Source organism: Candidatus Solincola tengchongensis (assembly GCF_015711935.1).
Taxonomy (GTDB): domain Bacteria; phylum Actinomycetota; class Geothermincolia; order Geothermincolales; family RBG-13-55-18; genus Solincola_A; species Solincola_A tengchongensis.
Map to the genome: position 1 here is coordinate 86001 of NZ_JACVJJ010000031.1, position 23328 is coordinate 109328.

The 23328-nt window shown below is 64.8% G+C and carries 23 protein-coding genes; 2 read left to right on the plus strand and 21 right to left on the minus strand.

All coding sequences use genetic code 11. From position 1 onward, the window contains the following. Window position 1: 1 nt before the first annotated feature. The 4 genes from hisH to H7007_RS02195 all read right to left on the minus strand — a co-directional run bounded on the left by hisH (window position 2) and on the right by H7007_RS02195 (window position 6210). A complete protein-coding gene (hisH, locus tag H7007_RS02180; RefSeq protein WP_287152851.1) occupies window positions 2–643 on the minus strand; it encodes an imidazole glycerol phosphate synthase subunit HisH in 642 nt (213 codons plus the stop codon). 146 nt (window positions 644–789) lie between these two features. Further along, window positions 790–1377: an imidazoleglycerol-phosphate dehydratase HisB gene (gene hisB / locus H7007_RS02185; protein ID WP_287152852.1), complete on the minus strand. Its 588-nt coding sequence runs from the start codon at window positions 1375–1377 to the stop codon at window positions 790–792. Beyond that, complete coding sequence (hisD, locus tag H7007_RS02190; protein ID WP_287152853.1) at window positions 1374–2651, minus strand: histidinol dehydrogenase; 1278 nt, start codon at window positions 2649–2651, stop codon at window positions 1374–1376. The genes hisB and hisD overlap by 4 nt, the downstream gene beginning before the upstream one ends. A gap of 100 nt (window positions 2652–2751) precedes the next feature. Continuing rightward, window positions 2752–6210, minus strand: coding sequence for a DNA polymerase III subunit alpha (locus tag H7007_RS02195; RefSeq protein ID WP_287152854.1), 3459 nt, complete (start codon window positions 6208–6210; stop codon window positions 2752–2754). A 296-nt stretch (window positions 6211–6506) separates the two neighbouring features. On the opposite strand from H7007_RS02195, the gene H7007_RS02200 reads away from it, so the two are divergent. Continuing rightward, the gene (locus H7007_RS02200) at window positions 6507–7373 is read left to right on the plus strand and encodes a RecB family exonuclease (RefSeq protein WP_287152855.1); all 867 of its coding nucleotides are present in this window, start codon (window positions 6507–6509) and stop codon (window positions 7371–7373) included. 42 nt (window positions 7374–7415) lie between these two features. Here the strand turns inward: H7007_RS02200 and H7007_RS02205 are convergent, their stop codons facing one another. From H7007_RS02205 to ileS, 6 genes are all read right to left on the minus strand, one after another. Next, on the minus strand, window positions 7416–7718 hold the full coding sequence (locus tag H7007_RS02205; RefSeq protein ID WP_287152856.1) for a hypothetical protein: 303 nt from the start codon (window positions 7716–7718) through the stop codon (window positions 7416–7418). A gap of 207 nt (window positions 7719–7925) precedes the next feature. Beyond that, window positions 7926–8867: an RluA family pseudouridine synthase gene (locus H7007_RS02210; RefSeq protein ID WP_287152857.1), complete on the minus strand. Its 942-nt coding sequence runs from the start codon at window positions 8865–8867 to the stop codon at window positions 7926–7928. Continuing rightward, window positions 8851–9618 (minus strand): prolipoprotein diacylglyceryl transferase, encoded by a 768-nt coding sequence (gene lgt / locus H7007_RS02215; protein WP_287152858.1) that lies wholly within the window; start codon window positions 9616–9618, stop codon window positions 8851–8853. The genes H7007_RS02210 and lgt overlap by 17 nt, the downstream gene beginning before the upstream one ends. Window positions 9619–9675: 57 nt before the next feature. After that, on the minus strand, window positions 9676–10128 hold the full coding sequence (lspA, locus tag H7007_RS02220; RefSeq protein ID WP_287152859.1) for a signal peptidase II: 453 nt from the start codon (window positions 10126–10128) through the stop codon (window positions 9676–9678). Beyond that, window positions 10128–10502, minus strand: coding sequence for a TraR/DksA family transcriptional regulator (locus H7007_RS02225; protein WP_287152860.1), 375 nt, complete (start codon window positions 10500–10502; stop codon window positions 10128–10130). The genes lspA and H7007_RS02225 overlap by 1 nt, the downstream gene beginning before the upstream one ends. Before the next feature lie 127 nt (window positions 10503–10629). Beyond that, window positions 10630–13350 carry an isoleucine--tRNA ligase gene (ileS, locus tag H7007_RS02230; RefSeq protein WP_287152861.1) on the minus strand — a complete coding sequence of 907 codons (2721 nt, stop codon included), beginning with the start codon at window positions 13348–13350 and terminating at the stop codon, window positions 10630–10632. A gap of 331 nt (window positions 13351–13681) precedes the next feature. On the opposite strand from ileS, the gene H7007_RS02235 reads away from it, so the two are divergent. Further along, window positions 13682–13996, plus strand: a complete 315-nt coding sequence (locus H7007_RS02235; protein ID WP_287152862.1) for a DUF167 domain-containing protein — start codon at window positions 13682–13684, stop codon at window positions 13994–13996. A gap of 264 nt (window positions 13997–14260) precedes the next feature. Here H7007_RS02235 and H7007_RS02240 read toward each other — a convergent pair whose 3' ends face one another. The 11 genes from H7007_RS02240 to H7007_RS02290 form a co-directional block, all read right to left on the minus strand. Next, entirely contained in the window at window positions 14261–15145 is an 885-nt protein-coding gene (locus H7007_RS02240) for a DivIVA domain-containing protein (protein WP_287152863.1), read from the minus strand. Window positions 15146–15254: 109 nt separating this feature from the next. After that, a complete protein-coding gene (locus H7007_RS02245; RefSeq protein WP_287152864.1) occupies window positions 15255–15533 on the minus strand; it encodes a YggT family protein in 279 nt (92 codons plus the stop codon). Between the two features lies 1 nt (window position 15534). After that, window positions 15535–16332 carry a pyrroline-5-carboxylate reductase gene (gene proC / locus H7007_RS02250; protein WP_287152865.1) on the minus strand — a complete coding sequence of 266 codons (798 nt, stop codon included), beginning with the start codon at window positions 16330–16332 and terminating at the stop codon, window positions 15535–15537. Window positions 16333–16423: 91 nt separating this feature from the next. Continuing rightward, a complete protein-coding gene (locus tag H7007_RS02255; RefSeq protein WP_287152866.1) occupies window positions 16424–16870 on the minus strand; it encodes a cell division protein SepF in 447 nt (148 codons plus the stop codon). Between the two features lie 21 nt (window positions 16871–16891). Continuing rightward, entirely contained in the window at window positions 16892–17569 is a 678-nt protein-coding gene (locus H7007_RS02260) for a YggS family pyridoxal phosphate-dependent enzyme (protein WP_287152867.1), read from the minus strand. Window positions 17570–17600: 31 nt separating this feature from the next. Then, window positions 17601–18260 carry an MgtC/SapB family protein gene (locus H7007_RS02265; protein ID WP_287152868.1) on the minus strand — a complete coding sequence of 220 codons (660 nt, stop codon included), beginning with the start codon at window positions 18258–18260 and terminating at the stop codon, window positions 17601–17603. Window positions 18261–18270: 10 nt separating this feature from the next. Then, window positions 18271–18555: an acylphosphatase gene (locus H7007_RS02270; protein ID WP_287152869.1), complete on the minus strand. Its 285-nt coding sequence runs from the start codon at window positions 18553–18555 to the stop codon at window positions 18271–18273. Window positions 18556–18688: 133 nt separating this feature from the next. Beyond that, complete coding sequence (gene pgeF, locus H7007_RS02275) at window positions 18689–19495, minus strand: peptidoglycan editing factor PgeF (RefSeq protein ID WP_287152870.1); 807 nt, start codon at window positions 19493–19495, stop codon at window positions 18689–18691. Beyond that, on the minus strand, window positions 19458–20789 hold the full coding sequence (locus H7007_RS02280) for a hemolysin family protein (RefSeq protein ID WP_287152871.1): 1332 nt from the start codon (window positions 20787–20789) through the stop codon (window positions 19458–19460). Before H7007_RS02280 ends, pgeF begins: the two co-directional genes overlap by 38 nt. Beyond that, a complete protein-coding gene (gene ybeY, locus H7007_RS02285; RefSeq protein ID WP_287152872.1) occupies window positions 20786–21220 on the minus strand; it encodes an rRNA maturation RNase YbeY in 435 nt (144 codons plus the stop codon). Before ybeY ends, H7007_RS02280 begins: the two co-directional genes overlap by 4 nt. Next, window positions 21221–23320 carry an HD family phosphohydrolase gene (locus H7007_RS02290; protein ID WP_287152873.1) on the minus strand — a complete coding sequence of 700 codons (2100 nt, stop codon included), beginning with the start codon at window positions 23318–23320 and terminating at the stop codon, window positions 21221–21223. Window positions 23321–23328: the final 8 nt, after the last annotated feature.

Here is a 23328-nt window from a genome sequence, read left to right on the forward strand (position 1 = left end):
CTCACCACTCCCGGGGATAACCACTCTCCGGCCATCCCTCCCGGCAAAAGCGGGCGAAGTTGTCCAGGATGCGCAGCCCGGCCGTGGAGCTCTTTTCGGGATGGAACTGGAAGGCGGCCACCTTACCCACCGCCGCACCGGAGGCGAAGCTCACCCCGTATTCGGTGCGCATGAGTATGTCCTCCTCCCTATCCGGGAGAACGTAATAGGAATGGACGAAGTAGAAGAAGGTCCCGTCCTCGATGCCCTCGAGAAGGGGATGAGGCCTCAGGACATGCACGTCGTTCCATCCCATATGGGGAACCTTGAGGCCTTCCCCGAAGCGGACCACGCGTCCGGGCAGGAAACCCAACCCCCTCGCTCCGGGGCTCTCCTCGCTCTCCCCGCACAGTAACTGGTAGCCGAGGCATATCCCCAGGAAGGGGCGGTCCTCCTCGAGGACCTCCATGAGGGCACCGGTCAGGCCTCTCTCCTCCAGCTCGCGCACGGCATCCCCGAAGGCCCCCACCCCGGGCAACACCACGCCCTCGGCGGCGGCCACCTCACGGGGATCGCCGGTGACCTTGACCCGGTGCCCCAGGAAGGCGAAGGCCTTCTCCACGCTGCGCAGGTTTCCCATGCCGTAATCCACGACGGCGATCATGCATACCTCCCGGAAGAGGGCCGCGGTACGAGAAAGATGCCGCTCCGATTATGACATACAACCTCGGGAAGGTTCACGCTTTGTCCGCCTCCGCGAGGAGGGGGCCGGCACCACCGCCCCTTTATCGAAAGGTTGCCGGGATGGGCTCAGAGCGATCCCTTGGTGGAGGGTACCTCCATGCCCGCGTCCCTCAGCACTGCTTCGCGGAGAGCCCTCCCCAAACCCTTGAAGACCGCTTCCAGGATATGGTGAGGGTTTTCCCCGGCCATCCCCCGCACGTGCAGGGTGAAGCCGCCCTGGTTCACCAGGGCCTGGAGGAACTCTCGCACGCATGTGGGGTCGAAGTCCGATATGAGCTGCACGGGCAGGTCCACTCCATAGCTGAGGTGCGGCCTCCCGCTGATGTCCAGCGCCGTGAGGCAGAGGGCCTCATCCATGGGCAGGAGGGCCCACCCGTATCTCCGGATGCCTCGTTTATCTCCCAGGGCCTCCCGGATGGCGGACCCGAGGCAAAGGCCCACGTCCTCCACGGTGTGGTGCTGGTCGACCTCCAGGTCACCCCGCGCCTGCAGCCGGAGGTCGAATCCCGCGTGGAAGGCGAAGAGGGTCAACATGTGGTCGAAGAAGGCGATCCCCGTGGATACGTCGACCTCCCCGGTTCCGTCCAGGCGGAGGTTCACGCTCACCCGCGTCTCGCCCGTGATCCGCTCCACCACGGAGCTGCGCTCGCTCATGCCCCCTCCTTCTCCAGCCTTCGCCGCATGGCCTCCGCGTGTTCCGTCAGGCCTTCCACCCGGGCCAGGGTCTCCACTACCCAGGCCAGGTTCCTGTTCGCCCGGGGGTTGGAGAAGACGATGTTGGTACGCTTGATGAAGTCGTAGACTCCCAGCGGCGAAGCGTATCTCGCCGCTCCCTTGGTAGGAAGCACGTGATTGGTCCCCACGGCGTAATCCCCCATGGCCACTGTGGAGTCGTGTCCCAGAAAGACCGCTCCCGCGTTGTGGATGTGGCTGAGGGTCCCGGTGAGGTCCTGTGTGTCGATGAGCAAGTGCTCGGGAGCCAGGACATCCACCAGGCGTGTTCCCTCCTCCAGGTCCCTCACCAACACCGCCTGCGGCTCGGTCCATCCTGCATCCCTGCGCAGGCACACCTCCAGTTCCCTCTCCGCCTCCTCTATGACCTTCCGGCTGGGGCTCACCAGGCAGGCCCTCGCGCCTCCCCCGTGTTCCAACTGGGCGGCCATCTCCCTCGCCGCCAGTTCCGGGCGGGCGCTATCGTCGGCCAGTATGACCAGCTCGCTGGGCCCGGCCAGCATGTCGATTCCCACCAGCCCGAAGAGCTCGCGCTTGGCCAGGGTCACGTAGATGTTCCCGGGACCGACGATCTTCTCCACCCGTCCGATGCTCTCCGTGCCCAGGGCCAGGGCGGCCACCGCCTGCGCGCCGCCGACCCTGTAGACCTCCTTGACCCCCAGGTGATGCAGGGTGTAGAGGGTGTAGGGATTGATCTCACCCCCCTTTCCCGGGGGCACGCACACCGCGATCTCCCCCACGCCGGCCACCTGAGCGGGGATGACGGTCATCAGGGCCGTGCTGGGGTAGGAGGCGTTCCCGCCGGGCACGTAGACCCCTACCCGGCGGAGGGGACGGTACATCTGTCCCACCCGTGCACCCTCCTCGGAATCCCAAAACTGGGATTCCCAGGCCTGGCGACGGTGGAAAGCGGTGATGGTCCTCGCCGCCACGCGCAGGGCGTCCACGAAGCCGGGCTCCACCTTTTCCCGCGAGGCCAGCAATTCCGACTCGGTGACCCTCAGGCCGACCTTGGCCAGGTCCACGCCGTCGTGTTTCGCGGTGAGGTCCACAAGCGCGGCGTCGCCTTCATGCCTCACCCTGTCGATGATGGAACGGACCTCCTCGAGAGGGCCCCCCTCCAACCAGTAGTCCCAGCCCAGGGCCCTCCGGAGCTCCTCCAGGTTCCCGTAGTCCTCGCTGTTCCAGACTTTCATCCCGCCCTCTCCGTTCGCTTCCGCCTCACACTCACCCGCAGTGCCCTCAGTCCACGGGTATAGATAATTGTACACGGGAGCGTGCATCCCGGCATCATCCTCAGCGCAGGGTTATGCATCCCTCGCCCAGCAGAGAGAGAACCTCCGCGTATAGAGAGCCGTCGGGATTGACGCACAGGCCCTCGGGGAGCTTGAAGACCCGGAGGGAATCCCCACAGCGCAGCTCCAGTTTCACCGGGGTTCCGCCCGGATGGCGTGAGAGTATGTCCTTCAGGCGGTCCATGGTCTCCGGTTCCACGTGGCCGTCCTCCAGGCGGATGAAGAGGTCGCATTCCTCGGGTGCCTTCAAACGCGGCTCGGCGATCTCCAGGGCCACCACCCGGAGGGTAGCCGCCTCCTCCTCGCCTTCCCTGGACTCCGTTCGCGACCTGGACTCCACCCTGGCCCTCACGCATATGATGTTGTCCTCCCGGAGCGCCTCGCGGTGCTGCAGGTAAAGGGCCGGGAAGACGGTCACCTCCACCCTTCCGGTGAGGTCCTCGAGGGCCAGGCTGGCCATCAGCTCTCCCTTGCGGGTGATGCGCTGCGTCTTGCTGGTGATGATACCCCCTATCCACTTCACGGCACCGTCACCCAGTCCTGCCAGGTCGGCGATCTCGCTCTCCACCTGGCGCTCCAGGGCCTCCCTGTACTGCATGAGAGGATGATCGGTGACGTATATCCCCAGCATCTCCTTCTCGTAGGCCAAAAGCTGGTCCCGGGGCAGTTCCTCCAGCGGGGGCTGGGTCTCGACGGGGTCGGGTTCCTCCTCTCCTCCCGCCGCTTCGAAGAGGCTGTGCTGCCCTTCCTCCCGGTGGCGGAGCTTCTCCGCCGCCAGGTCCGCCACCCTCTCATAGGTCTTCAGGAGATGGTTGCGCGAATAGCCCAGGAAGTCGAAGGCCCCGCTCTTTATCAGGCTCTCCAAGGCCCTCTTGTTCACCACGCCCTGTCCCACGCGTAGGCAGAAATCCATGAGGGAACGGAAGGGCCCTCCCTCCCGGCGCACGGCGATAATGCGCTCGGCGGGAGCCTCTCCCAGGTTGCGGATGGCGGCCAGCCCGAAGCGGATTCCCTCGTCCACCGGCGTGAACTCCTTGTAACTCTCGTTGATATCCGGCGGGAGGACGCGTATGCCCATCTTGCGGCATTCGTTGACGAAGACCTGCACCTTGTCCTTGTTCCCGGTGACGCTGGAGAGCAGGGCGGCCATGAACTCCTGGGGATAGTGGGCCTTGAGGAAGGCGGTCTGGTAGGAGATGACCGCGTAGGCCGTGGAATGGCTCTTGTTGAACCCATATTCGCCGAAATGGCTTATGAGGTCGAAGAGTTTCTCGGCCAGGGAACGCGGATAGCCCTTGGAGACCATCCCGCCTATGAACTTGTCGCGGTGGAACTTCATCTCCTCCGCTTTGCTCTTGGCCACCACCGCCCGCAGCCCGTCCGCCTCAGCCATGGAGTACCCGGCCAGCTCCACCGCCAGGCGCATGACCTGTTCCTGGTAGATGAAGATTCCCCGGGTCTGCTCGAGGATGGGTTCGAGGTCCGGGTGCAGGTAAGTCACCGGGACCCTTCCGTGCCTGCGGTCGACGTAATCCTTGACCATCCCGCTGCGCAGGGGGCCGGGGCGGTAGAGGGCCAGGACGGCGATGAGGTCCTCGAAGCGCTCCGGCTTAAGGTCCTGAAGCAGGGAACGCATGCCTGGGCTCTCCAGCTGGAACACACCCACGGTATCCCCTTTCTGCAGGAGCTCGAAGGTGCGCGGGTCGTCCAGGGGGAGCTCGTCCAGGTCCAGGCGGATGCCCCGTCGCCTCTGGATGTTGTCCAGGGTGTCGCTGATGACGGTGAGGGTGCGCAATCCCAGGAAGTCCACTTTCAGGAGGCCGATGGCCTGGATGGCCTCCATGTCGTACTGCGTCACCACCTCCTCCTCGGGGCCGCGCCTCTGGAGGGGAGTGTAGCTGGAGAGCTCGTCGTCGGCTATCACCACCCCCGCGGCGTGGATGGAGTCCTGCCTGGTGATGCCCTCCAGCTTGCGGGCGGTGTCGATGATCTTCCTGGCCAACTCGTCTCCCTCATAGGCCTCCCTCAGCTCGGGAGAGAGCTCCAGGGCCCTGTCGATGGTGATGTTCTGCTGCTCGGGGACCATCTTGGCCAGGCGGTCCACCTTGCCGTATTCCAGGTTGTACACCCTTCCCGCGTCGCGGATGGCCGCACGCGCCGCCATGGTGGAGAAGGTCACTATCTGGGCTACGCGGTCCTTACCGTACTTCCGGGCCACATACTCGATGACCTCCGGGCGGCGCTTGTAGCAGAAATCGATGTCGATGTCCGGCATGGTCCGGCGGTCGGGGTTGAGGAAGCGCTCGAAGAGGAGGTCGTAACGTATGGGGTCCACGGTGGTGATCCCCAGGCAGTAGGAGACCAGCGACCCGGCGGCCGAGCCTCTTCCCGGCCCCACGATTATGCCCTGCTCCTTGGCGAACCTGATGAAGTCCCAGACGATGAGGAAATAACCGGAAAAACCCATGTCTTTTATCACCGAGAGCTCGTGGCGCAGCCTCTCCTCCAGCTCCGGCGTGACCTCCGGATACCTCTTCCGCAGGCCTTCCCAGGCCAGCTTCTCCAGGTAACCGTCCAGGTCGTATCCCTCCGGGACCTTGTACTTGGGGAGCAGGTATCTCCCGAACTCCAGCTCCACGTTGCAGCGCTCGGCTATCTCCGCGGCGTTGGAGAGGGCTTCGGGCCGGTCGGCGAACAGAGTGCGCATCTCCTCGTAGCTCTTGAGATAGAACTGGTCGCTGGAGAACCTGAGGCGGTCCTCCTGGTCCAGGGTGGAGTTGGTCTGGATGCACAGGAGCACATCGTGGTGGAGGTGGTCCTGCCGGCGCACGTAGTGCAGGTCGTTGGAGGCCACCAGGCCTATGCCCAGCTCCTCCCCCAGCTGCACCAGGCCGGGGTTGACCTTCTTCTCCTCGGGCAGGCCATGGTCCATGAGCTCCAGGTAGAAATTGCCATCCCCGAAGATGGAGAGGTATTCGCGCGCCGCCCTCTTCGCCCCCTCGTAGTCGTCCTCCAGAAGACGGGCGGCTATCTCTCCCTTGATGCATGCGGACAAGGCTATGACGCCACCCCGGTACTCCCGCAGGATCTCCTTGTCCATGCGCGGCTTGTAATAATAGCCGTCCATGAAGGAGAGGGTGACCAGTTTCATGAGGTTGCGGTATCCTTCCCGGTCCTCGGCCAGCAACAGTAGGTGATAGTTGGGGTCCTCTTTGGCCGGCCGGCGGTCGAAGCGGGATCCGGCGGTCAGGTAGGCCTCCACCCCCAGGATGGGCTTGACGCCCATCTGCAGCGCCTTGCGGTAAAAGGGTATGACCCCGTACATCCCACCGTGGTCGGTGATGGCTAGGGCCTCATAGCCCATCCCCACGGCGGCCTCCAGCATCTCGGGGATGCGGGCTGCGCCGTCGAGCATGGAATACTCGGTGTGGTTATGCAGATGCGCGAAGGGTACTCCCAACCTTCACCTCCCGCCTCCCGGTCACCCACTGCCTGCAGCGCTGGGGATATGACGGGCACCCAGCCCTCCTGGAGCCCCGGGGGTCTTCTACCTCCGACCTCGCCGCCCGCGCGGCGGATTTCCGGCTCGCCCCGGGCTTAGGTTATTATAACCTTCGCCTACGACACACCCCTTGCCCGGAAGGGAAAGGGGCGTGGAGCGGTCGCCGCGAAGATTGATGACGGAGTGCGGGTAAGGGAAGGCAAAGAGGGCGGGACATTGCCGCACCTGAGCCCGAGTGAGCACGGAGGACAAGAGTGGAGTTAAGGCTGAGCTACACGGCCGCGAGCACCTATGAGAGGTGCCCCCTCGCTTACCGTTTCCAGTACGTGGACGGACTGGAGGTCCCGCCGTCGCCCTACCTCTCCTTCGGGAGGAGCCTTCATGCCGCCCTGGAATGGTTTTACGGGCGCGACGTCCCCGAACCCCCTTCCCTGGAGGAACTCCTGACCCGCCTCGAGGAATGCTGGGAGAGCGAGGGATACGCCGACGAGGAGGAGGAGAGGAGCTTCTTGTCCCACGCCAGGGAGGTCCTGGAGTCCTTCTACCTCCGCAACCGGGACCATTTCCGCCTCCCGGTGGCCGTGGAACAGCGCTTCGAGATACCCATGGACGGATACCTGCTCACCGGGGTCATCGACCGGGTGGACCGTCATCCCGACGGAAGTTACGAGGTCATCGACTACAAGACCAACCGGAGGCTCCCCGAGTTGAGGCGCCTGCGCGAGGACCTCCAGCTTCCCATCTACCAGATGGCCTGCCGCGAGCTATGGGGGATAACCCCCGCCAAGCTCACTTTCTATTACCTCCTGATCAACCAGAGGTTCACCACCTCCCCGCGGGACGAGGACTCGCTTCTGGACGTGCGAGCGCGACTCTCCCGCGTGGCGGAGGGTATCCGAGCGGGAAAGTTCCCGCCCAACCCCAACCCCATCTGTCCCTGGTGCCCCTTCACGGACGTCTGCCCCACCCGGACGAGCGCCGGAGACCTGCGCGAGGAGCTGGAATCCCGGCGCCGGGCGCTGCTCGAGCGACGCCGGAACCTGGACCGTCTCATCCAGGAACTGGAAAGACAGCTCCTGGAGCTGGATCCCGAATTTCTCTCCCGAGAGGACGGGGAATGAGGGCCCGCCGGCCTTCCTCCTCCTGGGCCTTCCCTTCGCCCGTCAGTTGTACTCCAGGGCACCGGAGCGCCGGAGGCCACTGACGCCGGGGATGCTCCGGGGAGGGAGATAACGGTAGGACGAGCCTCCTTCCTCGTTCACTTCCTCAAGGATCCTCAGCTGGGCTAGCTTGCGCGCCTGTTCTTCCACCGCATCCGGGTCCCTCCCTATGGCCTCCGCCAGCTCGACGGCGGTGCCCTTCATCCCGGGGTTGCGGTGGAAGAGGGTCAGCAGCTGGATCCTTACCAGGCTTCCTGATGTGCCGTTATATATGGCTGCCTTGCTCTTCGCGGGACGCCGGCACATTTCGCCTCCTTTCTACATAAACTATCCTCACAATCCACATGGAGGTTGAGACGTTCCCCGAGAACGTGACCTTTCGGGGGGCGAACGGTGCCGCGTGGGCCGTAAAAGGTTACCCGCGGGTACTCGATATCCGCGAGGATGCAGGCTCCTTTTGCCCGAAGTCCCAAAGGTGAGCCGCGGCCGGAACGGCAGTGACGGGGGAAGCATTCAGGAGGTCATGTCGCGCAATCGTTCCAGGGCTCCGGCCAGGTCCCCAGGCAGTGGGTCCTCGAATTCCATTTCCTCCCCGGTGAAGGGGTGGTTGAAACGCAGGCGGTAGGCGTGCAGGAACTGCCGGGAGAGCCCCAGCTCCCTCTCCAGCCTCCCTTTTCTGCCGTAGGTTTCGTCCCCCACCACCGGGTGTCCGATATAGGACATGTGCACCCTTATCTGGTGCGTCCTCCCCGTGACCAGCTCCACCTCCAGTAACGATGCCACTCTTAAGTCCTCCAGCACCCGAAAATGGGTCACCGAGGGCCTTCCGCGCGAGGTGACGGCCATCCTCTTGCGGTCCCGGGGATCCCTGCCCACCGGGGCTTCCACCGTTCCCAGCGGGGAGGCAGGCACTCCGTGCACCAGGGCAAGGTAGAGGCGTTTCAGGTTACGCTCTCTCACCAACTCCTGCAGGAGCAGGTGGGCACGGTCGTCCTTGGCCACCACCAGAAGGCCCGAGGTGTCGCGGTCCAAGCGATGGACGATGCCCGGGCGTTCCACGCCGCCGACCCCCGAGAGCCCGCGCAGCGAGAAGAGGGCGGCGTTTACCAGGGTCCCCTCCCGGTGTCCGGCGGCGGGATGGACCACCATGCCCGCCGGTTTGGAGACCACCGCGAGGTGGCTGTCCTCATGGAGTATCCGGATGCCCAGGTCCTGCGGCCTCGGCCCTGCAGGTTCGGGCGGCGGGAGCTCCAGGACGACCTCCTCGCCGCAGCGTACCCGATAATGTTTATCCCTGGCCTCGCCTCCCGCCCTGGCCTTCCCACCGGCGATGAGCTCCTGGACCCTGCTCCTGGTGAGGCCGGTCCGCTCGGTGAGGAATACGTCCAGCCTCTTGCCGGCATCTCCCGGGTCTACGGTGAAGTTGAAGACGCGCAAGTCACCTGTCCTCGGCAAGCAGCCTTCTCCGGAAAACCAGGACCAGTCCAGCGGCCAGGAAGGCCGCGGCGCTCAGCGCCTGGAAGAAGAGGTTGGCCCCGGACTGGGTGTGATAGCGGAAGAACTCGTTGGAGAACCGCGCCACCGCGTAGAGCATGATGAAGGAGAGCATTATCTCGCCGCGGTAGCGGAAACGCCGGTGTACGGCGAGGAGTATGACGAAGATGCCCAGGTCCATGAGCAGTTCGTAGATCTGGGTGGGGTGGACGGGATTGCGGGGCATGCCCATCTCCATCTGGGTACGCAGGGGAAAGGTCACCGCCCAGGGGAGGCCGGAGCTCTTCCCGAAACAGCACCCGTTTAGGTAGCATCCCACGCGGGCGACGGCCAGGGCGGCGGGGACGGCCAGCCCACCCGAATCCAGGACCTGTCCCACGGAGACGCCCCTCAGCCTGACCACGGCCACGGCGGCCAGTATGCCCAGGATGAAGCCGCCGTAAAACACCAGCCCCTGCACGTTCCAGAACTTGAAGGCCTCCCACCAGCGGTCGGAGAACTCTCTCCAGTGGCCCAAGACGTAGAAGAGCCGGGCCCCCACTATCCCTCCCACGGCGGCGGCCAGGACCAGCTCGAAGACCACGTAGGCGTCGAGGAACTTACGCCGCAGGTACATAAAACTCACCAGCATGCCCACGATGAAGGCCAGGGCGAGGAAAAAGCCGTAGGAATGGACGGTCAGGGGGCCTATCTTGAAGAGTTCGGGACGCAATGTTTCTCCTTCGGTTCGCCTATGCCGGTGTGTGGCGCCACAACTGAGCCTTGGACCTCAACCCCGCGCCGCGTCCTTCCCCTCCCTCCACACGTCCCGGATCACCAGCGCGAGGGCCGTTCCCACCCCCAGGACTATGGCCGTATCCGCCAGGTTGAATACCGGCCAGAAACGGAGGTCTACGAAATCGACCACCGCCCCCAGGAACATCCTGTCGATGATGTTACCCAGGGCCCCCCCGATTATCAAGCCCAGGGCCGCGGTGAAGGCTCTCCCCTCCGTGCCTCGGAACCTCCAGAGAACCAGGAGGAGCACCAGAAGCAGGGCCACGCTGCCCAGGAAGAACGGTAGGGACTGTCCCCGTATCAACCCGAAGGCGGTTCCCGGGTTGCGAACCTGCCGCAGGGAGAAGGGTCCCCAATCCAGGCTCTTTCCCGGGGGAAGGAATCGGCGTACCAGCGCCTTGCTGGCCTGATCCGCGGCCAGGGCGGCGGCGGTCGTGGCCGCCATCAGCGCATAGCCTGTTCTTCCTTCTGCTTGCAAGATATGCAGAGGTTGGCGTAGGGAAGCGCCTCGAGGCGCTCTTCGGGTATGGGGAGGCCGCACATCTCGCAGATCCCGTAGGTCCCGTTCTCGATGCGCTCCAGCGCCTCGTTGACCTTCTGGAGGAGGTCCTTCACGTTCTCGGAGAGGGATAGGTCCCTCTCCCGCTCGAAGGTGCTGGTGCCGCTGGCCGCGTATTCCTCCTCGAAGGGCATCTCGCCCGAGAAGTCCGACTGGGAGGCGAGCAGGTTGCCCTGTTCCAGGTCGCGGTACTGCTTCTCCAGTATCTCCTTCTCGCGGAGCAGGATCTTCTTGAAGGCGGCCATCTTCTTCTTGTTCATAAGTCGATCGTTGTCCTCCGGTCCGACCCAACGGTTTATCCCTAATATTATGCACCATTTTCGTGAGCCGACAACCCCGAAACGGTGCTCTCTCGCGCCTGGCGAAGCCCCTTCCCGCCGTGAACCCTCACCCTTCTGCCGCCTTCACCACCGGGAGGCAGCGGTCGCAGATCTCCGGATGGGCGGAATCGCTTCCCACCGAGGGACGGTAGTTCCAGCACCGCGAGCACCTCCGACCCGGTGCCCGCTCGACCTCCACCTTAATCTCCTCCCCCGACCCGTAGCGCACCTCCACATGGGAGACTATGAAGAGGGTGGGCAGCAGGTCTTTCCTGGGCTCCACCACTTCCTCCCACGAGCGGGGCAGGGTGAGCCTCACCATGGCCTCCAGCGAGGTGCCAAGTTCTTTGGTGCCCCTCTTCTCCTCGATGGCCTTGGTCACCTGCTCGCGCAACCGCAGCAGTCCCTCGAAGACGTCCTCCAGGGCGGGGTCCTGCAACCCCTCGTCCACCTCCGGCCAGTCGGCGAGCTGCACGCTCTCCGGATCCCCCTCCGCGCGCATGGCCTGCCACACCTCTTCCGCCGTGTGACAGAGGACGGGGGCCATGAGCAGGGTTATGGCCCTCAACAGCCTGTACAGCGCCGTCTGGGCGGAGCGTCGGGCCCGCGAACCGGCAGCGAAGGTATACAGGCAATCCTTGCGCATGTCCAGGTACAGGGCACTCAAGTCCACGGCGCAGAAGTTGTGGAGGGAATGGAAGAGCACATGCAGCTGATAGGAGTCCATGGCCTGGGTGCACCTGCTCACCAGCCTCTGCAGCCGGGAGAGGACCCAGCGGTCCAGCTCCTCCATCTCCCCCGGGGGGACGTCGTCCTCGCCGGGACGGAAATCGTAGAGGTTCCCCAGAAGGAAGCGCAGGGTGTTCCGAATGCGTCGGTAGGCCTCCACAAGCCGGTCGAAGATCTCTCCCGATGCGGGGATGTCCACCGTGTAATCCGCCGCCGCCACCCACAGGCGCAGGATGTCCGCGCCCAGCCTGTCGCATATCTCCAGGGGGCTTATGACGTTGCCCAGGGACTTGGACATCTTGCGGCCCTCCCCGTCCACCACGAAGCCGTGGGTGAGCACGGAGCGGTAAGGCGGTTCCCCCCGCGTCCCCACCGCGGTGAGGAGCGAGGTCTGGAACCACCCCCGGTGCTGGTCGCTCCCCTCCAGGTACATGTCGCAGGGCCAGTAGTGGTCCTCCCACTGCAGGAGCACGGCCTCGTGGCTGACCCCGGACTCGAACCATACGTCCAGGATGTCCGTCTCCTTGCGCCATTCCGTCCCGCCGCATTCCGGACAGCGGAAACCAGGCCCCAGGATCTCCTCCGCTTCCCGAAGGAACCAGGCGTCGGACCCCTCGGAGGCCAGAAGCTCCTCCGCCTTCCGCAGCGTCTCCGGGGTCATAAGCTCCCGGCCGCAGTTCAGGCAATAGAAGGCCGGGATGGGGACCCCCCAGGCCCTCTGCCGGGATATGCACCAGTCGGGCCTGCTCTCCAGCATCCCCACCATGCGGCGGATGTTCCAGCCGGGAATCCACTTCACCCCCTCCACAGCCTCCAGGCACCTCTTGCGCAGGGTGGAACCCTCGTATTCACGGTCCACCCCCACGAACCACTGAGGGGTGGCGCGGAAGATTACCGGGCCCTTGCACCGCCAGCAGTGGGGATAGGGATGGCTCAACTCACCCTCCCCCAGGAGCAGGCCTCTTTTGCGCAGGTCCGCGGTTATCCTCGGGTTGGCATCATCGATGTACAGCCCCTCGAACTCCGGGGCCTCGGAGGTGAAACGGCCTCTGTCGTCTACGGGCATGGGCATGGGGAGGCCGTATTCCAACCCCACCTGATAGTCCTCCTCACCATGACCCGGGGCTATATGCACCGCCCCGGTCCCCTGCTCCGTGGTCACGAACTCGGATACCACCAAGAGGGAAGGCCTCTCCCTCCAGGGATGCCTCGCTTTGAGGCCTTCCAGCCTCTTACCGGGAAGCCGCCCCAGTTCCCGGTATTCCTCCAGCCCCATGTCCCGCAGTGCCCCCTCCAGGAGTGGCTCCCCCACCAGCAGGACCGAGCCTCCGGCCTCCAAGAGCACGTACTCCATCTCCGGGTGCAGAGCCACGGCCACGTTGGCCGGGAGGGTCCAGGGGGTGGTGGTCCAGATAACCACGGCCGCTTCCCGGCCCTCGTGACCCGGGACGGGGTCCAGGAGGGGGAACCTCACGTATATGGAGGGGGAGGTCTTTTCGCGATATTCGAGCTCCGCCTCGGCCAGGGCGGTCATGCATCGTGGACACCAGTGAATGGGCTTACGGCTGCGGTATACCAGGCCCCTGCGGGCCAGCTCGCCCAGCACGCGTATGTTCACCGCCTCGTAGGCGGGCCTCAATGTAAGGTAGGGGTTCTCGAAATCCCCACGCACCCCCAGGCGCTGGAACTGGGAGGACTGCCGCTCCACGAAATGCAGGGCGTACTCACGGCAGCGCTTACGGACTTCCATGACGTCCAGCTTTCCCCTATCCTCTCCCAGCCTCTTCTCCACCTCGTGTTCGATGGGCTGTCCGTGGCAATCCCAGCCCGGCACGTAGGGGCAGAAGTAGCCCCGCATACTCTTGTACTTGACGATGATGTCCTTGAGTATCTTGTTCAGGGCCGTACCCAGGTGGATATCACCGTTGGCGTAAGGAGGCCCGTCATGGAGGATGAAGGAAGGCCGCCCCCGGTTCTTGTCCAGGACCCGGCGGTAGATATCCATTTCCTTCCAGAAGCGCTGTATCTCCGGTTCGCGGCGCGGCAGGTCGGCCTTCATGGGGAATTCCGTACGCGGCAGGTTCAGCGTCGATCGGTAGTCCATACCGTCCTCACTCCGTATCCTCCGGCTATTTTGCTCCATTATTATCACGCGGACCGGCGGGGCGCAACAGAAACGCCGCGGTGTGCGCGGTGGGGAACGGCATCCACGTTCCGGAACTGTGCCCCCATGCGGAGTCCCTTCCTCCGGGGAAGGTCCGCGGTCATCTAAGGTGGGAGGCGCCTACGGGCGAGTGAGGGTGGCCTCGCTACCCCTGCCGTGCGCCGGCTGATTTGCGGTCCGGCGAAAGTAGCCGACCGGAAGCGTTGAATGGCCTATAATCGTCCTCATGGAAGGAAATGCCTCCCCTCTCAGGCCCTGTGACGACGGGGTGCTCATCGAGCTGAGGGTACGTCCCGGTTCCTCCCGCAGCGGTCCGCTGGAGGTGCGGGAGGGACGGCTGGTCCTCGCCCTTCACGCGACTCCGGAGAGGGGAAAGGCAAACCGCGAGGCCTTGCGGCTCCTCGCCAGGATGCTGGGTAAGGCGGTATCCGAACTGGAACTGATACGCGGGACGGCCTCGCGCAACAAGACCATCCTGGTGAGGGGAATCTCCACCCAGGAGGTGGAAGCCCGGCTCTCAGCATATATAACCATTAAATAGTAATCTTTTAACTATTAAAAGCCGCTATTCCGTAGTCGCCCTGCCAGGTTCTGAGATCCGTGGCTACCGGAACCGCGAGTCACCCCCGTCCGCTCCCAGAGGACAAGGTCTCCGCCTGCGGTCCGCGGAGGCCTTCTCTTCTACTGGAGCCGTGGGCCGGCCCGACATACCCATACACGCTCGATTGACGGGATTCTTGAGCTCCCCTCCCGCGCGTCGCCGACGCAACCCTCTAAAGATCCCGTCCTTTTCCCTCTCACATCCTTATTCCCAGAAGAAATGCTTCTCCTCCCGCTGCGGCTCCGGGGGCGGAGGCGCCGGTTCCTCCTTCTTCTCCTTCCTGAGGGAACGTTCCAACATCTCCATCTCCTGCTCCGGGGTCACCGAGGGCCTGGGCTGTTGGGGTTCCGGCCGCGACTCCGGGGCCGATTCCGGCCTGGAAGGCGGCGCCGCGAAGGCGGGGGGCGCCTTCTCCTCCCGGAGGGGAGGGACCGTCTCTACGGGGGGCGCCTGGGGCGCAGCCTCCATGACCGGGGTTACGGGTGCCGTTTCCCCCACACTGCGGGCCGGTGTCTCAAACGCCTCCGGTTCCGGTACGCCCGACGGTGCGGCAACCGGCTGGGGAGGCGGCACAGGAGCCTCTACGCCGGCGGCTATTGGCCTCTCGACCACCGCCTCGCGGACCTCGGCGGAGGCCAGGCGCGCCTCGTATTCCCGTATTAGTCCCTGGTTCCTGTCCAACATCTCCCTTATAGTGGCGATATACCTCAACACCTGCTCCCGTATCCCGGCGAAGGATTGCAGTATGCGCTCCCTCTCCGCCTTGGCCTCCTCCAGCATGCGCAGGCTCTTCTCCTGGGCCTCCTTGAGCTGCGCCTCGGCCTGCATCCTGGCTTCCTGGACGATGTTGTCCGCACTCCTCTGGGCGTTGATCAGGGCGTTCTGCAGGGTCTGCTGCATGGAATCGAACTGGGCAACCTTCTCCCGCATGCTCTCGATGAGCTCGGCCTGCTCCTGGTTGCGGTGCAGCAGCCGGTCCAGCTCGTCCGCCACCATGTCCAGGAAGGAGTCCACCTCCTCCTTGTTGTATCCGCCCACGCGCACGGTGCTGAATTCCTTGTGATGGATATCCATGGGGCCGATAGCCAATTCAACCGCCTCCTTTTAACCACCCACCGTCTCCCGTTTCCGGGTCCTCCCCGTATTCCTCAAACCAGAGCGCCTCACGGTACCCGATCATCTTTATCGTCTACAGTATCTATCTCAATAACAACGAGATTATCCAATGCAGCAGGGCGATGATGCAGACGGCCACGAAGGGTGACGCGTCCAGTGCGGCTCCGCCCCGCAGTGGTATGGCGGGTATGACCCTTCTCAAGCCGGAGAGGACCGGTTCCGTGAGGTCGTAGACCAGCACCACCATGGGGCGCAGCCCGCGGGGCCAGCGCACCGGAAGCCAGCTTATGAGCACCCGGCATATGATCAACCACATATAGACGAAAAGCGCCCACCAAAGGACCTCCCCCAGCAGCCGCAACTCACACCTCCTTGGCCCTCCGGTAGGCGGCCTCCACGGCTTTGAAGAAGGCGGCCCGTAAACCACCCTCCTCCAGGGCCTCCAGGGCCATGATGGTGGACCCGCCCGGCGAGGCCACCATGTCCTTCAACCTCGAGGGTCCGTAATCGTAGAGGCGGAGCATCTGGGCGGCGCCCAGCATGGTGCCCGCCACCAGCCTCAGGGCCAGTTCCCTGTCCAGGCCCAGCTTCACCCCGGCGTCGGCGAGGGCCTCGGCGACGAGGTAGAAATAGGCAGGCCCGCATCCCGAGACGGCCATGGCCGCGTCCTGGTAGGCCTCGTCTACCTGATAGACCTCGCCCAGCAGACCGAAGATCTCCTTCACCCGCTCCAGGTCCTCCTCGCGGGCGTGCCTTCCCGGACTGATGACCGACACCGCGGCCCCGGCCATGGCCGGGTTGTTGGGCATGACCCGCACCACCGGCAAGCCCTCCGGGAGCCTACCCTCGATGTGGCGCGTGGACTTGCCCATGGCGATGGAGACGATGAGCTGGCCGGGGTGCAGCACTCCCGCTATCTCCTCCAGCACCCCGTCGAGCTGCTGGGGCTTGACCGCCAGGACCAGCGTCTGCGAACCGGCCGCCGCTTCCCGGTTGTCCGTGGTCACGGCGACGCCGTATTCCGCCGCCAGGTCCTCGAGCTTCCGCCGGTCGACGTCGGAGACCACGACATCCTCACCGCGGCACCAACCGGAACCGACGAGCCTGGAGAGCATGGCCCCGGCCATCCTCCCGCCCCCGATAAAAGCTATCCTGGCCATGCGCACCTCGTTTGGAACGTATAAAACAAGATAGATCCCACTCCACCGCCTGCCGCCCGTCCCGGACGTTGGCGAGCTCCGGGCTTTGCGGTCAGAACTGGTTGAAGAAGCCCCTCTCCCGGAGCCAGCGCTTATCCTCGGCGGAGACCTCCACGTTGTGCGGTGTGAGGAGGAACACCCGGTCGGCGACGCGCTGTATCCCCCCGTCGAGCCCGTAGGTGAGCCCGCTGGCGAAGTCTATGAGCCTCTTGGCCAGCTCAGGGTCCGCCTGCTGTAGGTTGATGATCACCGGTATGTCCGCCTTGAACTTCTGGCCGATCTGTTCGGCGTCGTTGAAGGACTTCGGCTCCACCATGTGCACCCTCACCTGACGGTTCGGCACGGGCTGCAGGGAGGATACCCTGGCCTCCTCGCGCATGGAGCGCCGGGAGGGAGGGGCCTCCGGGACCTCGGCCTCCTCGTATTCCATCAGGTCCTCGAACTCGTCGTCCTCCACCAGCCCCAGGTAGATCAGGGCCTTGCGAAAGAATCCAGCCATGGCATACCTCCCATGAAGATTTTAACCCGAGAAGACGGCCGTGCCCACTCGGACCAGATCGGCTCCTTCCTCCACCGCTACCTCGTAATCCTGGGTCATACCCATGCTCAGACAGCTCAGGTCCACTGCCGGGAAGTCCTCCTTCAACTCGTCCCTCAACTCCCGCAGTCGCCTGAAATAAGGCCGGGCCTCTTCCCCCTCCGCCCAGAGGGGGGCTATGGTCATAAGGCCCCTCACCCGCAACCCCGGGAGCTCGACCAGCCTCTCCAGCAACCCCCGCGCCTCCTCGGGGGCCACTCCGAATTTGCTGTCCTCTCCGGAGATGTTGACCTGTACCAGGACCTCCTGCACCGTCCCCAGGCGGCATGCCCGAGAGGAGACGGCTTCCGCCAGCTTCAGGCTGTCCAGGGAATGGATGAGCCTCACCTTCCCCACCACCATATTAACCTTATTGGTCTGCAGATGGCCAACGAAGTGCCATTCCACGTCCTCCGCGATGGAGGACATCTTCTCCCGCAGCTCCTGGGCCCGGTTCTCTCCCAGCACCCGGTGCCCCGCCGCGAGGACCTCCCGTATCTCCGCCACCGTCCTTCCCTTGCTGACCACCACCAGCCCCACCCCGGCGGGGTCCCTTCCCGCCCTCGCGGCGGCCCGGGCTATGCGCTCCCTCACCCGGCGCAGGTTTTCCTCTATGGACATGTCCGTTCCGACCCTCCGCGCCTCGCGGCGCTCATTCCTCGAAGCCCACCCAGGTCACGCCGGTAAGCCCGCTCAGTTCCTCGACCACCTTCAGGAGGTCCACCTTCCCGGAGACCGTGGCCCGGAGGAGGAGCATGCATTCCCCCTCCCCCGCCTTGCAGCTCTCCATCCTCAACAACATGTGCGGGATGTGGTGTGCAGCCAGGACGCCCTGCACCTCCTGTACCAGGTCCTCCCTGGGGAGTGAGCGCACGGTGAAGTAGAGCCTCCTCCTCTGGAAGCGAGATATGATCCGCGTTTCCACCCACGGAAGGGCGATGAGCACCAGAAGGACGATGCCCGTGCAGTAACCCGCGGTGAGAAAATACCCCGCTCCGGAGGCCATCCCCACCGCCGCCGTGGCCCACATGGTGGCCGCCGTGGTGATGCCCACCACGTGGGTACCCCCGTAGATGACGATCACCCCGGCGCCCAGAAAGCCGATGCCCACCACCACCTGCGCGGCCACGCGGGCGGGGTCGGAGTCCGGGAAGGCGATGAGCGAGAGCACGGTGAAGAGGGCGGCGCCCAACGAGACCAGGATGTAGGTGCGGAAACCGGCAGGACGGTCCCCACGTTCCCTCTCCATGCCGATGAGCCCCCCGCAGGCGGTGGCCATGAGCAGGCGCAGCAGAATGTCGGTCTCCCTCACCGTTCGACCCTCAACCGCCGTAGGTGATACGGAAATCGTCGAACTCCCCCCGGTATTCCTCCCAGGCAACCTCTACGTCGCTCACCCGGGAGGACGGGGAACCCTTCCAGCACCAGTCGATCATCCTCCTCACCGCCTCCTCCTCGCCCTCGAAGACCGCCTCCACTCGACCGTCGCGGTTGTTGCGCACCCAACCCCGAACGCCCAGCCGGCGGGCGGCGTCCTGGGCGTAGGAGCGGTAGTAAACCCCCTGTACGCGTCCGCTCACCCATACGTGTGCCCTTACCTCGGCCATCCTCGCTCCCTGCCTTTCGCCGTTACCCTCTGCGAACCGAAACCGTCTCCCGCCGCCGGCCCTTTGTTCTGGAAGACTTTTCCGAGGCCTTCTCCGGAGAGGGCCCTCCCCACCGCCTGCCGCCTCACGTGCCTCACCGCCGCTCGCCCGGGAGCAGCAGGACGAAGGCTCCCTGCCGGCCCGTCACGCCCTCTCTGCGGAAGGAGAAGAAATCACCGTCGCAACACGTGCACCCACCCACTTGGTGGATGTTCTCCTCGCGCAGTCCGGCCCGCAACAGGTTTATGCGGTTGGCGCGGAAGAGATCCACTCGGGACACCCCGTCTCCGCTCACTACGCCGCTCTCCTCCCCGTATTTTTCGACGAAGAGGAGTGCCCTGCCTTCATCCACCGCGTAGCAGCAGGGACCTATGGCCGGACCCATCACCGCGCGGACCTCCTCGGGACTCACCCCCATGGCGCGCAGCTTGCGGAGAGCCTCTCCGGCGATGTCGTTGATGGTCCCCCTCCATCCGGCGTGGAGCATGGCCACACCCCGCGGGGAGGGGAAACCGAGGGCCAGGGGAACGCAGTCTGCGGTCAGAGCCGCCAGTACCAGACCGGGTCTGGTGGTGAAGAGGCCGTCGGCGGCCGGCACGACCCTCTCCCGATGCCTCCCGCCCCTGAAGACCCTGCACACCCTGGTCCCGTGCACCTGGCGCATGAAGACCACGTCCCGCAGCTCCACCCCCAGCCTCTGCGCCACCCGGGCGCGGTTCTCCATTACGTTGCGGGGATGGTCGCCGTCGCTCAGGGAGAGGTTGAGAGAGGTGAAGGGCGGCGGGCTCACTCCTCCCCAGCGGAGGGTGAAATAAAGGGCCATGCCCTCGCCGAGAAGGCGGCCCGCTTCCAGCCAGCCCGTTTTACCCTCCCTGATGCCCTTCTCCTCCGTTCCCCTCACGGTCCAGCACCTCGAGGAGGACCTTGGCTATCCGCCTCCCCACCACCTTCTGGGCGGTGAGCCTGAGGTTCTCGAACTCCACCGCCTCCCCTTGCTTGGGAATCTTTCCCATGAGGTTGTACATGAGCCCTCCCAGGGTATCCCACTGATGGGCGGGGAGCTTGGTCCCCAGCAACTCGTTGAGGTCGTCGATGGAGATGCGGGCGTCGAACGTGTACCGCCCGTCCCCCAGGCTCTCGTAGAGCTCTCGCGCGCTGTCGTACTCGTCGAAGATCTCCCCCACGATCTCCTCCAGGAGGTCCTCTATGGTCACCAGCCCGGAGGTGCCTCCGTACTCGTCGAGAACGATTGCCATGTGGATGGTGAGGGCCCGCATCTCGTTGAGCAACTCGCTCACCCGCTTGGTCTCGGGGACGAAATAGGCCTCGCGCAAGAGGTCCCTGGGCCGGGCGTCGCTCTCCCCGCGCTTGAGGTATGGCAGCAGGTCCTTGGCGTAGAGCACCCCCACGATGTGGTCGAAGTCGCGCCGGTACACGGGAATGCGGGAAAAACCGGAGCTCATGATGACCTCCAGGGCCTCCTCCATGCTCGCCCCCTCCTCCAGCATGACCATGTCCGTGCGCGGGATCATGACCTCCCTCACCAGAGTGTCGCCGAACTCGAATATGGAATGGATGAGCTTCTTTTCCTCCTCCTCGATGACCGCCTGTTCCTCCGCAGCGGTTACCAGGGCCTTTATGTCCCCTTCGGTGACGAAGGGCCCCTCACGCATGGTCTTTCCCCCGAATAGCCTGATCACCCCGTTGGAGATGGCGATGAGAAAACGGACCAGAGGGTAGAAGACGGCGGATAGTGCCCTTACCGCCGGGGCGACCAGAAAGGCGGTGCGCTCCGGGTGGTTGGTGGCGTAGGTCTTGGGGGCCATCTCGGAGAAGATGAAGATGAGGAAGGTCATCACCCCCGTGGCCACGGCCGTGGGGCCGGGAAGGCCCAGCTCCAGGGCCAGTCCGGTGGCCAGGGCCGAAGCCCCCACCTGGACAAGCAGGGTGAGCATGAGGATGGTGGAGAGGAAGCGGCTGGGGTGTTCCAGCAGTCTTTCCAGACGTTCCGCCCTCCGATCCCCTTCCTCCCTCCGGGAACGTACCCGATAGCGGTTCACGCTGACCAGGGATATCTCCGCCATGGCCAGAAAGGCCGCCGCCAGGAGCAGGCCCACCAGAGCCGCCGCCCTCCAGGCAACGGCCCATCCCGTGATGGCGGCTGTGGCCATGGCGCACGACGCGGCCGCTTTCACCTTCCTTCCTCCCCCCTCAACCCCAGGATCTCCCTGGCCCTGCGATCCATGATCCCCGCGCCCTTCTCGCTCTCGTCCTCGTAACCAAGGAGGTGGAGCACGCCGTGCACGGCCACCAGCTCCAGCTCCCTCCCCTCCTCCACCGCGTAACGCCGCCGGTGGCGGCGTACGAAGGAAGGGCATACGAGGACGTCCCCGAGGAGGCGGGTTTCCCCGTCGTCCTCCCCCAGCGGGAAGGCCAGCACGTCCGTGGGCCCATCCCTGTTAAGGTATTTTCGATTGTAATCCGCCATCTCCCTCTCGCTCAGGGCGGTCAGGGACAGCACGCTGTTCTCCGCCGCTCCCTCGGAGCGCAAGGCCTTGAGGCAAGCCCTGCGCAGGGCCCCCTCGTCTAGCACGGAGCGGCAGCGGCGGTTCACCAGCACCCGCATTCACGCCCCCTCCCTTTTCACCAGCGCCGGGTATTCCACGCGCACGTGGTACATGCCGCAGAGGACGCGGGTGAACTCCCTGGTTATCCTCTCCAGGTCGGCCAGGGTGAGCCCCGACTCGTCCAACTGCCCGTCGTCCAACCTCTCCCGGATCATGTTGCGCACCAGTTGTTCCAGCTGCACCGGGGTGGGCCGCTCCAGAGCCTTGGCCGCGGCCTCCACGGCGTCGGCCAGCATGACCACCGCCGCCTCCTTGGTCTGCGGCTTGCGCCCCGGGTATCGGAAGCGGGTCTCGACCACCCTCTCCGTGGGCCCCTTGTCCTTTAGGGCCTGGGCGTAGAAATAGCGCACCAGAGAGGTACCGTGGTGCTGGTGGATGATGTCCACCACCTCCGGCGGCAACCGGTATTCCCTGGCCAGCTCCACACCCTCCCTCACGTGGGCGGTTATCACCAGGGCGCTGAGATTGGGCTTCAGACCGTCGTGCCCGTTGAATCCCTCGGGCTGGTTCTCCACGAAGAAGGAGGACCTCTTAACCTTCCCCACGTCGTGGTAATAGGAGGCCACCCTGGTGAGGATGGCATCGGCCCCGATGGCCTGGGCGGCCGCCTCGGCCAGGTTTCCCACCACGATGCTGTGGCTGTAGGTCCCCGGCGCTTTGTTTATCAAGAGCTTCATCAACGGATGGTCGGGCGAGGCCAGTTCCATCATGTGCATGGGGGTGAAGACACCGGATATCCTCTCCATCACCGGTATGGCCCCCAGAGCGAGGAGCATGCACAGGGCCCCGTTGCCCAGGCCTATGGCTCCGGAGAGGAAGACCAGGCGCAACTCCTTGAAAAGGGAGGCGGTGAGCATGGCCCCGACGGCGAGGAACAGGGAGATCCCCACGCCGGCTTTCAAGAGCATCTCCTTCTTCCTGAGGCGGGTGACGGCCAGGGCACCGGCCACCCCGGAGAGCAGGACGTAGGCAGCAAGGGGGAAGTTGCCCTTGAGAAGGATCCCGCCCAGGACGCCCGCCAGCACCCCGGTAAAAAGGGCGGTGAGGTTGTCCAGCATGGCGGCCATGGTCAACCCCACCAGCGCCGAGGGCACGAGGTATCCCCAGAGGGGGTTCTGGTCCGCGAAGAGAGCGAAGAGGCGCGACAGGAAAACGTAGGCCAGGAAGAGCAGGCACAGCGCGGCTACGGTCCTCCACTCCGCGAGCATCGCTTCCCGGTAGCGCAGGAAGAACCAGGCCGCCCCCGCGTACAGCAGGAGGGCCATGAGCGCCACCCCCACCACCTGCTGGTAGCTGCCCATGGGCGACAGCGCCCCCACCTCACGCAGGGAGGCCAGGATGAGGGGGGTTATGATCTCCCCCTTGCCCACAATCTTCTGCCCGGCCACATAGTGGACGTAGACCGGGGGAACGGCCCTGGCAGCCTCTTCCATGTCCCTTTGCACCGTCTCCGCGGAGTAGGCCGTGTTGATGGCCAGAAAAGCGGAGGTCAGGTCGGCCGCCGCCCTGCGGAATTCCTCAAGCAGCGAGAGGGACATGGCCTTATCCGCCGCCTCGGCCTTCACGCTCTCCAGGTTGTCGTAAGAGACGGGACGGGACATGGCCTGGCTCAAAAGCTGGGAGACGGAGGAATGAAGCAACCTGGAATCCTCCGGTGAGGCGTTCAGGATCAGGTTCAAGGTGGCATCACTAATACCCACGCCGAACTCCTGGCGAAGCGCCGCCGTCCCCTCCGTTCCCGTTCTCTCCCCTCCTCGCAGCTCGGCCACCCGTGAGAAGAAGGCCTCCAGGCGCGCCAGGGCTCGGTCGAGGGCCGCCCGGTTGACGAAGATGTCCTGCACTTTCCGCCTCTCCTGCTCGCGGAGGGCCTCGGTGCCTTCCTCGTCGAGGACCTCGAAATCCCGCGGGGAGATGACCGTCTCCGTGCTCGGCTTGCCCACCTCGAAGCGCGCCGGACGAGGCAGGTACTCGAGGACCAGGACGGCGAGGAGGATGAAAAGCGTGGTGAGGGAGACCAGAAGCGACCTTGCCTTTCCCGAGGCGGGAAAACCTGCCTTCCGTCCCCTGCGGGACCGTCTTGAACCTTCCTTGTCTTCCATGGCTCCTT

What these genes read in the sequence shown, in the direction of transcription:
- H7007_RS02255 (WP_287152866.1), bottom strand. Translation starts at nt 16,870, where the DNA reads ATGGCTGGATTCTTTCGCAAGGCCCTGATCTACCTGGGGCTGGTGGAG.
- hisD (WP_287152853.1), bottom strand. Translation starts at nt 2,651, where the DNA reads ATGAAAGTCTGGAACAGCGAGGACTACGGGAACCTGGAGGAGCTCCGG.
- H7007_RS02290 (WP_287152873.1), bottom strand. Translation starts at nt 23,320, where the DNA reads ATGGAAGACAAGGAAGGTTCAAGACGGTCCCGCAGGGGACGGAAGGCA.
- proC (WP_287152865.1), bottom strand. Translation starts at nt 16,332, where the DNA reads ATGGCCAGGATAGCTTTTATCGGGGGCGGGAGGATGGCCGGGGCCATG.
- ybeY (WP_287152872.1), bottom strand. Translation starts at nt 21,220, where the DNA reads ATGCGGGTGCTGGTGAACCGCCGCTGCCGCTCCGTGCTAGACGAGGGG.
- lspA (WP_287152859.1), bottom strand. Translation starts at nt 10,128, where the DNA reads ATGGCGGCCACGACCGCCGCCGCCCTGGCCGCGGATCAGGCCAGCAAG.
- hisB (WP_287152852.1), bottom strand. Translation starts at nt 1,377, where the DNA reads ATGAGCGAGCGCAGCTCCGTGGTGGAGCGGATCACGGGCGAGACGCGG.
- hisH (WP_287152851.1), bottom strand. Translation starts at nt 643, where the DNA reads ATGATCGCCGTCGTGGATTACGGCATGGGAAACCTGCGCAGCGTGGAG.
- H7007_RS02205 (WP_287152856.1), bottom strand. Translation starts at nt 7,718, where the DNA reads ATGTGCCGGCGTCCCGCGAAGAGCAAGGCAGCCATATATAACGGCACA.
- H7007_RS02225 (WP_287152860.1), bottom strand. Translation starts at nt 10,502, where the DNA reads ATGAACAAGAAGAAGATGGCCGCCTTCAAGAAGATCCTGCTCCGCGAG.
- H7007_RS02260 (WP_287152867.1), bottom strand. Translation starts at nt 17,569, where the DNA reads ATGTCCATAGAGGAAAACCTGCGCCGGGTGAGGGAGCGCATAGCCCGG.
- H7007_RS02235 (WP_287152862.1), top strand. Translation starts at nt 13,682, where the DNA reads ATGGAAGGAAATGCCTCCCCTCTCAGGCCCTGTGACGACGGGGTGCTC.
- ileS (WP_287152861.1), bottom strand. Translation starts at nt 13,350, where the DNA reads ATGAAGGCCGACCTGCCGCGCCGCGAACCGGAGATACAGCGCTTCTGG.
- H7007_RS02270 (WP_287152869.1), bottom strand. Translation starts at nt 18,555, where the DNA reads ATGGCCGAGGTAAGGGCACACGTATGGGTGAGCGGACGCGTACAGGGG.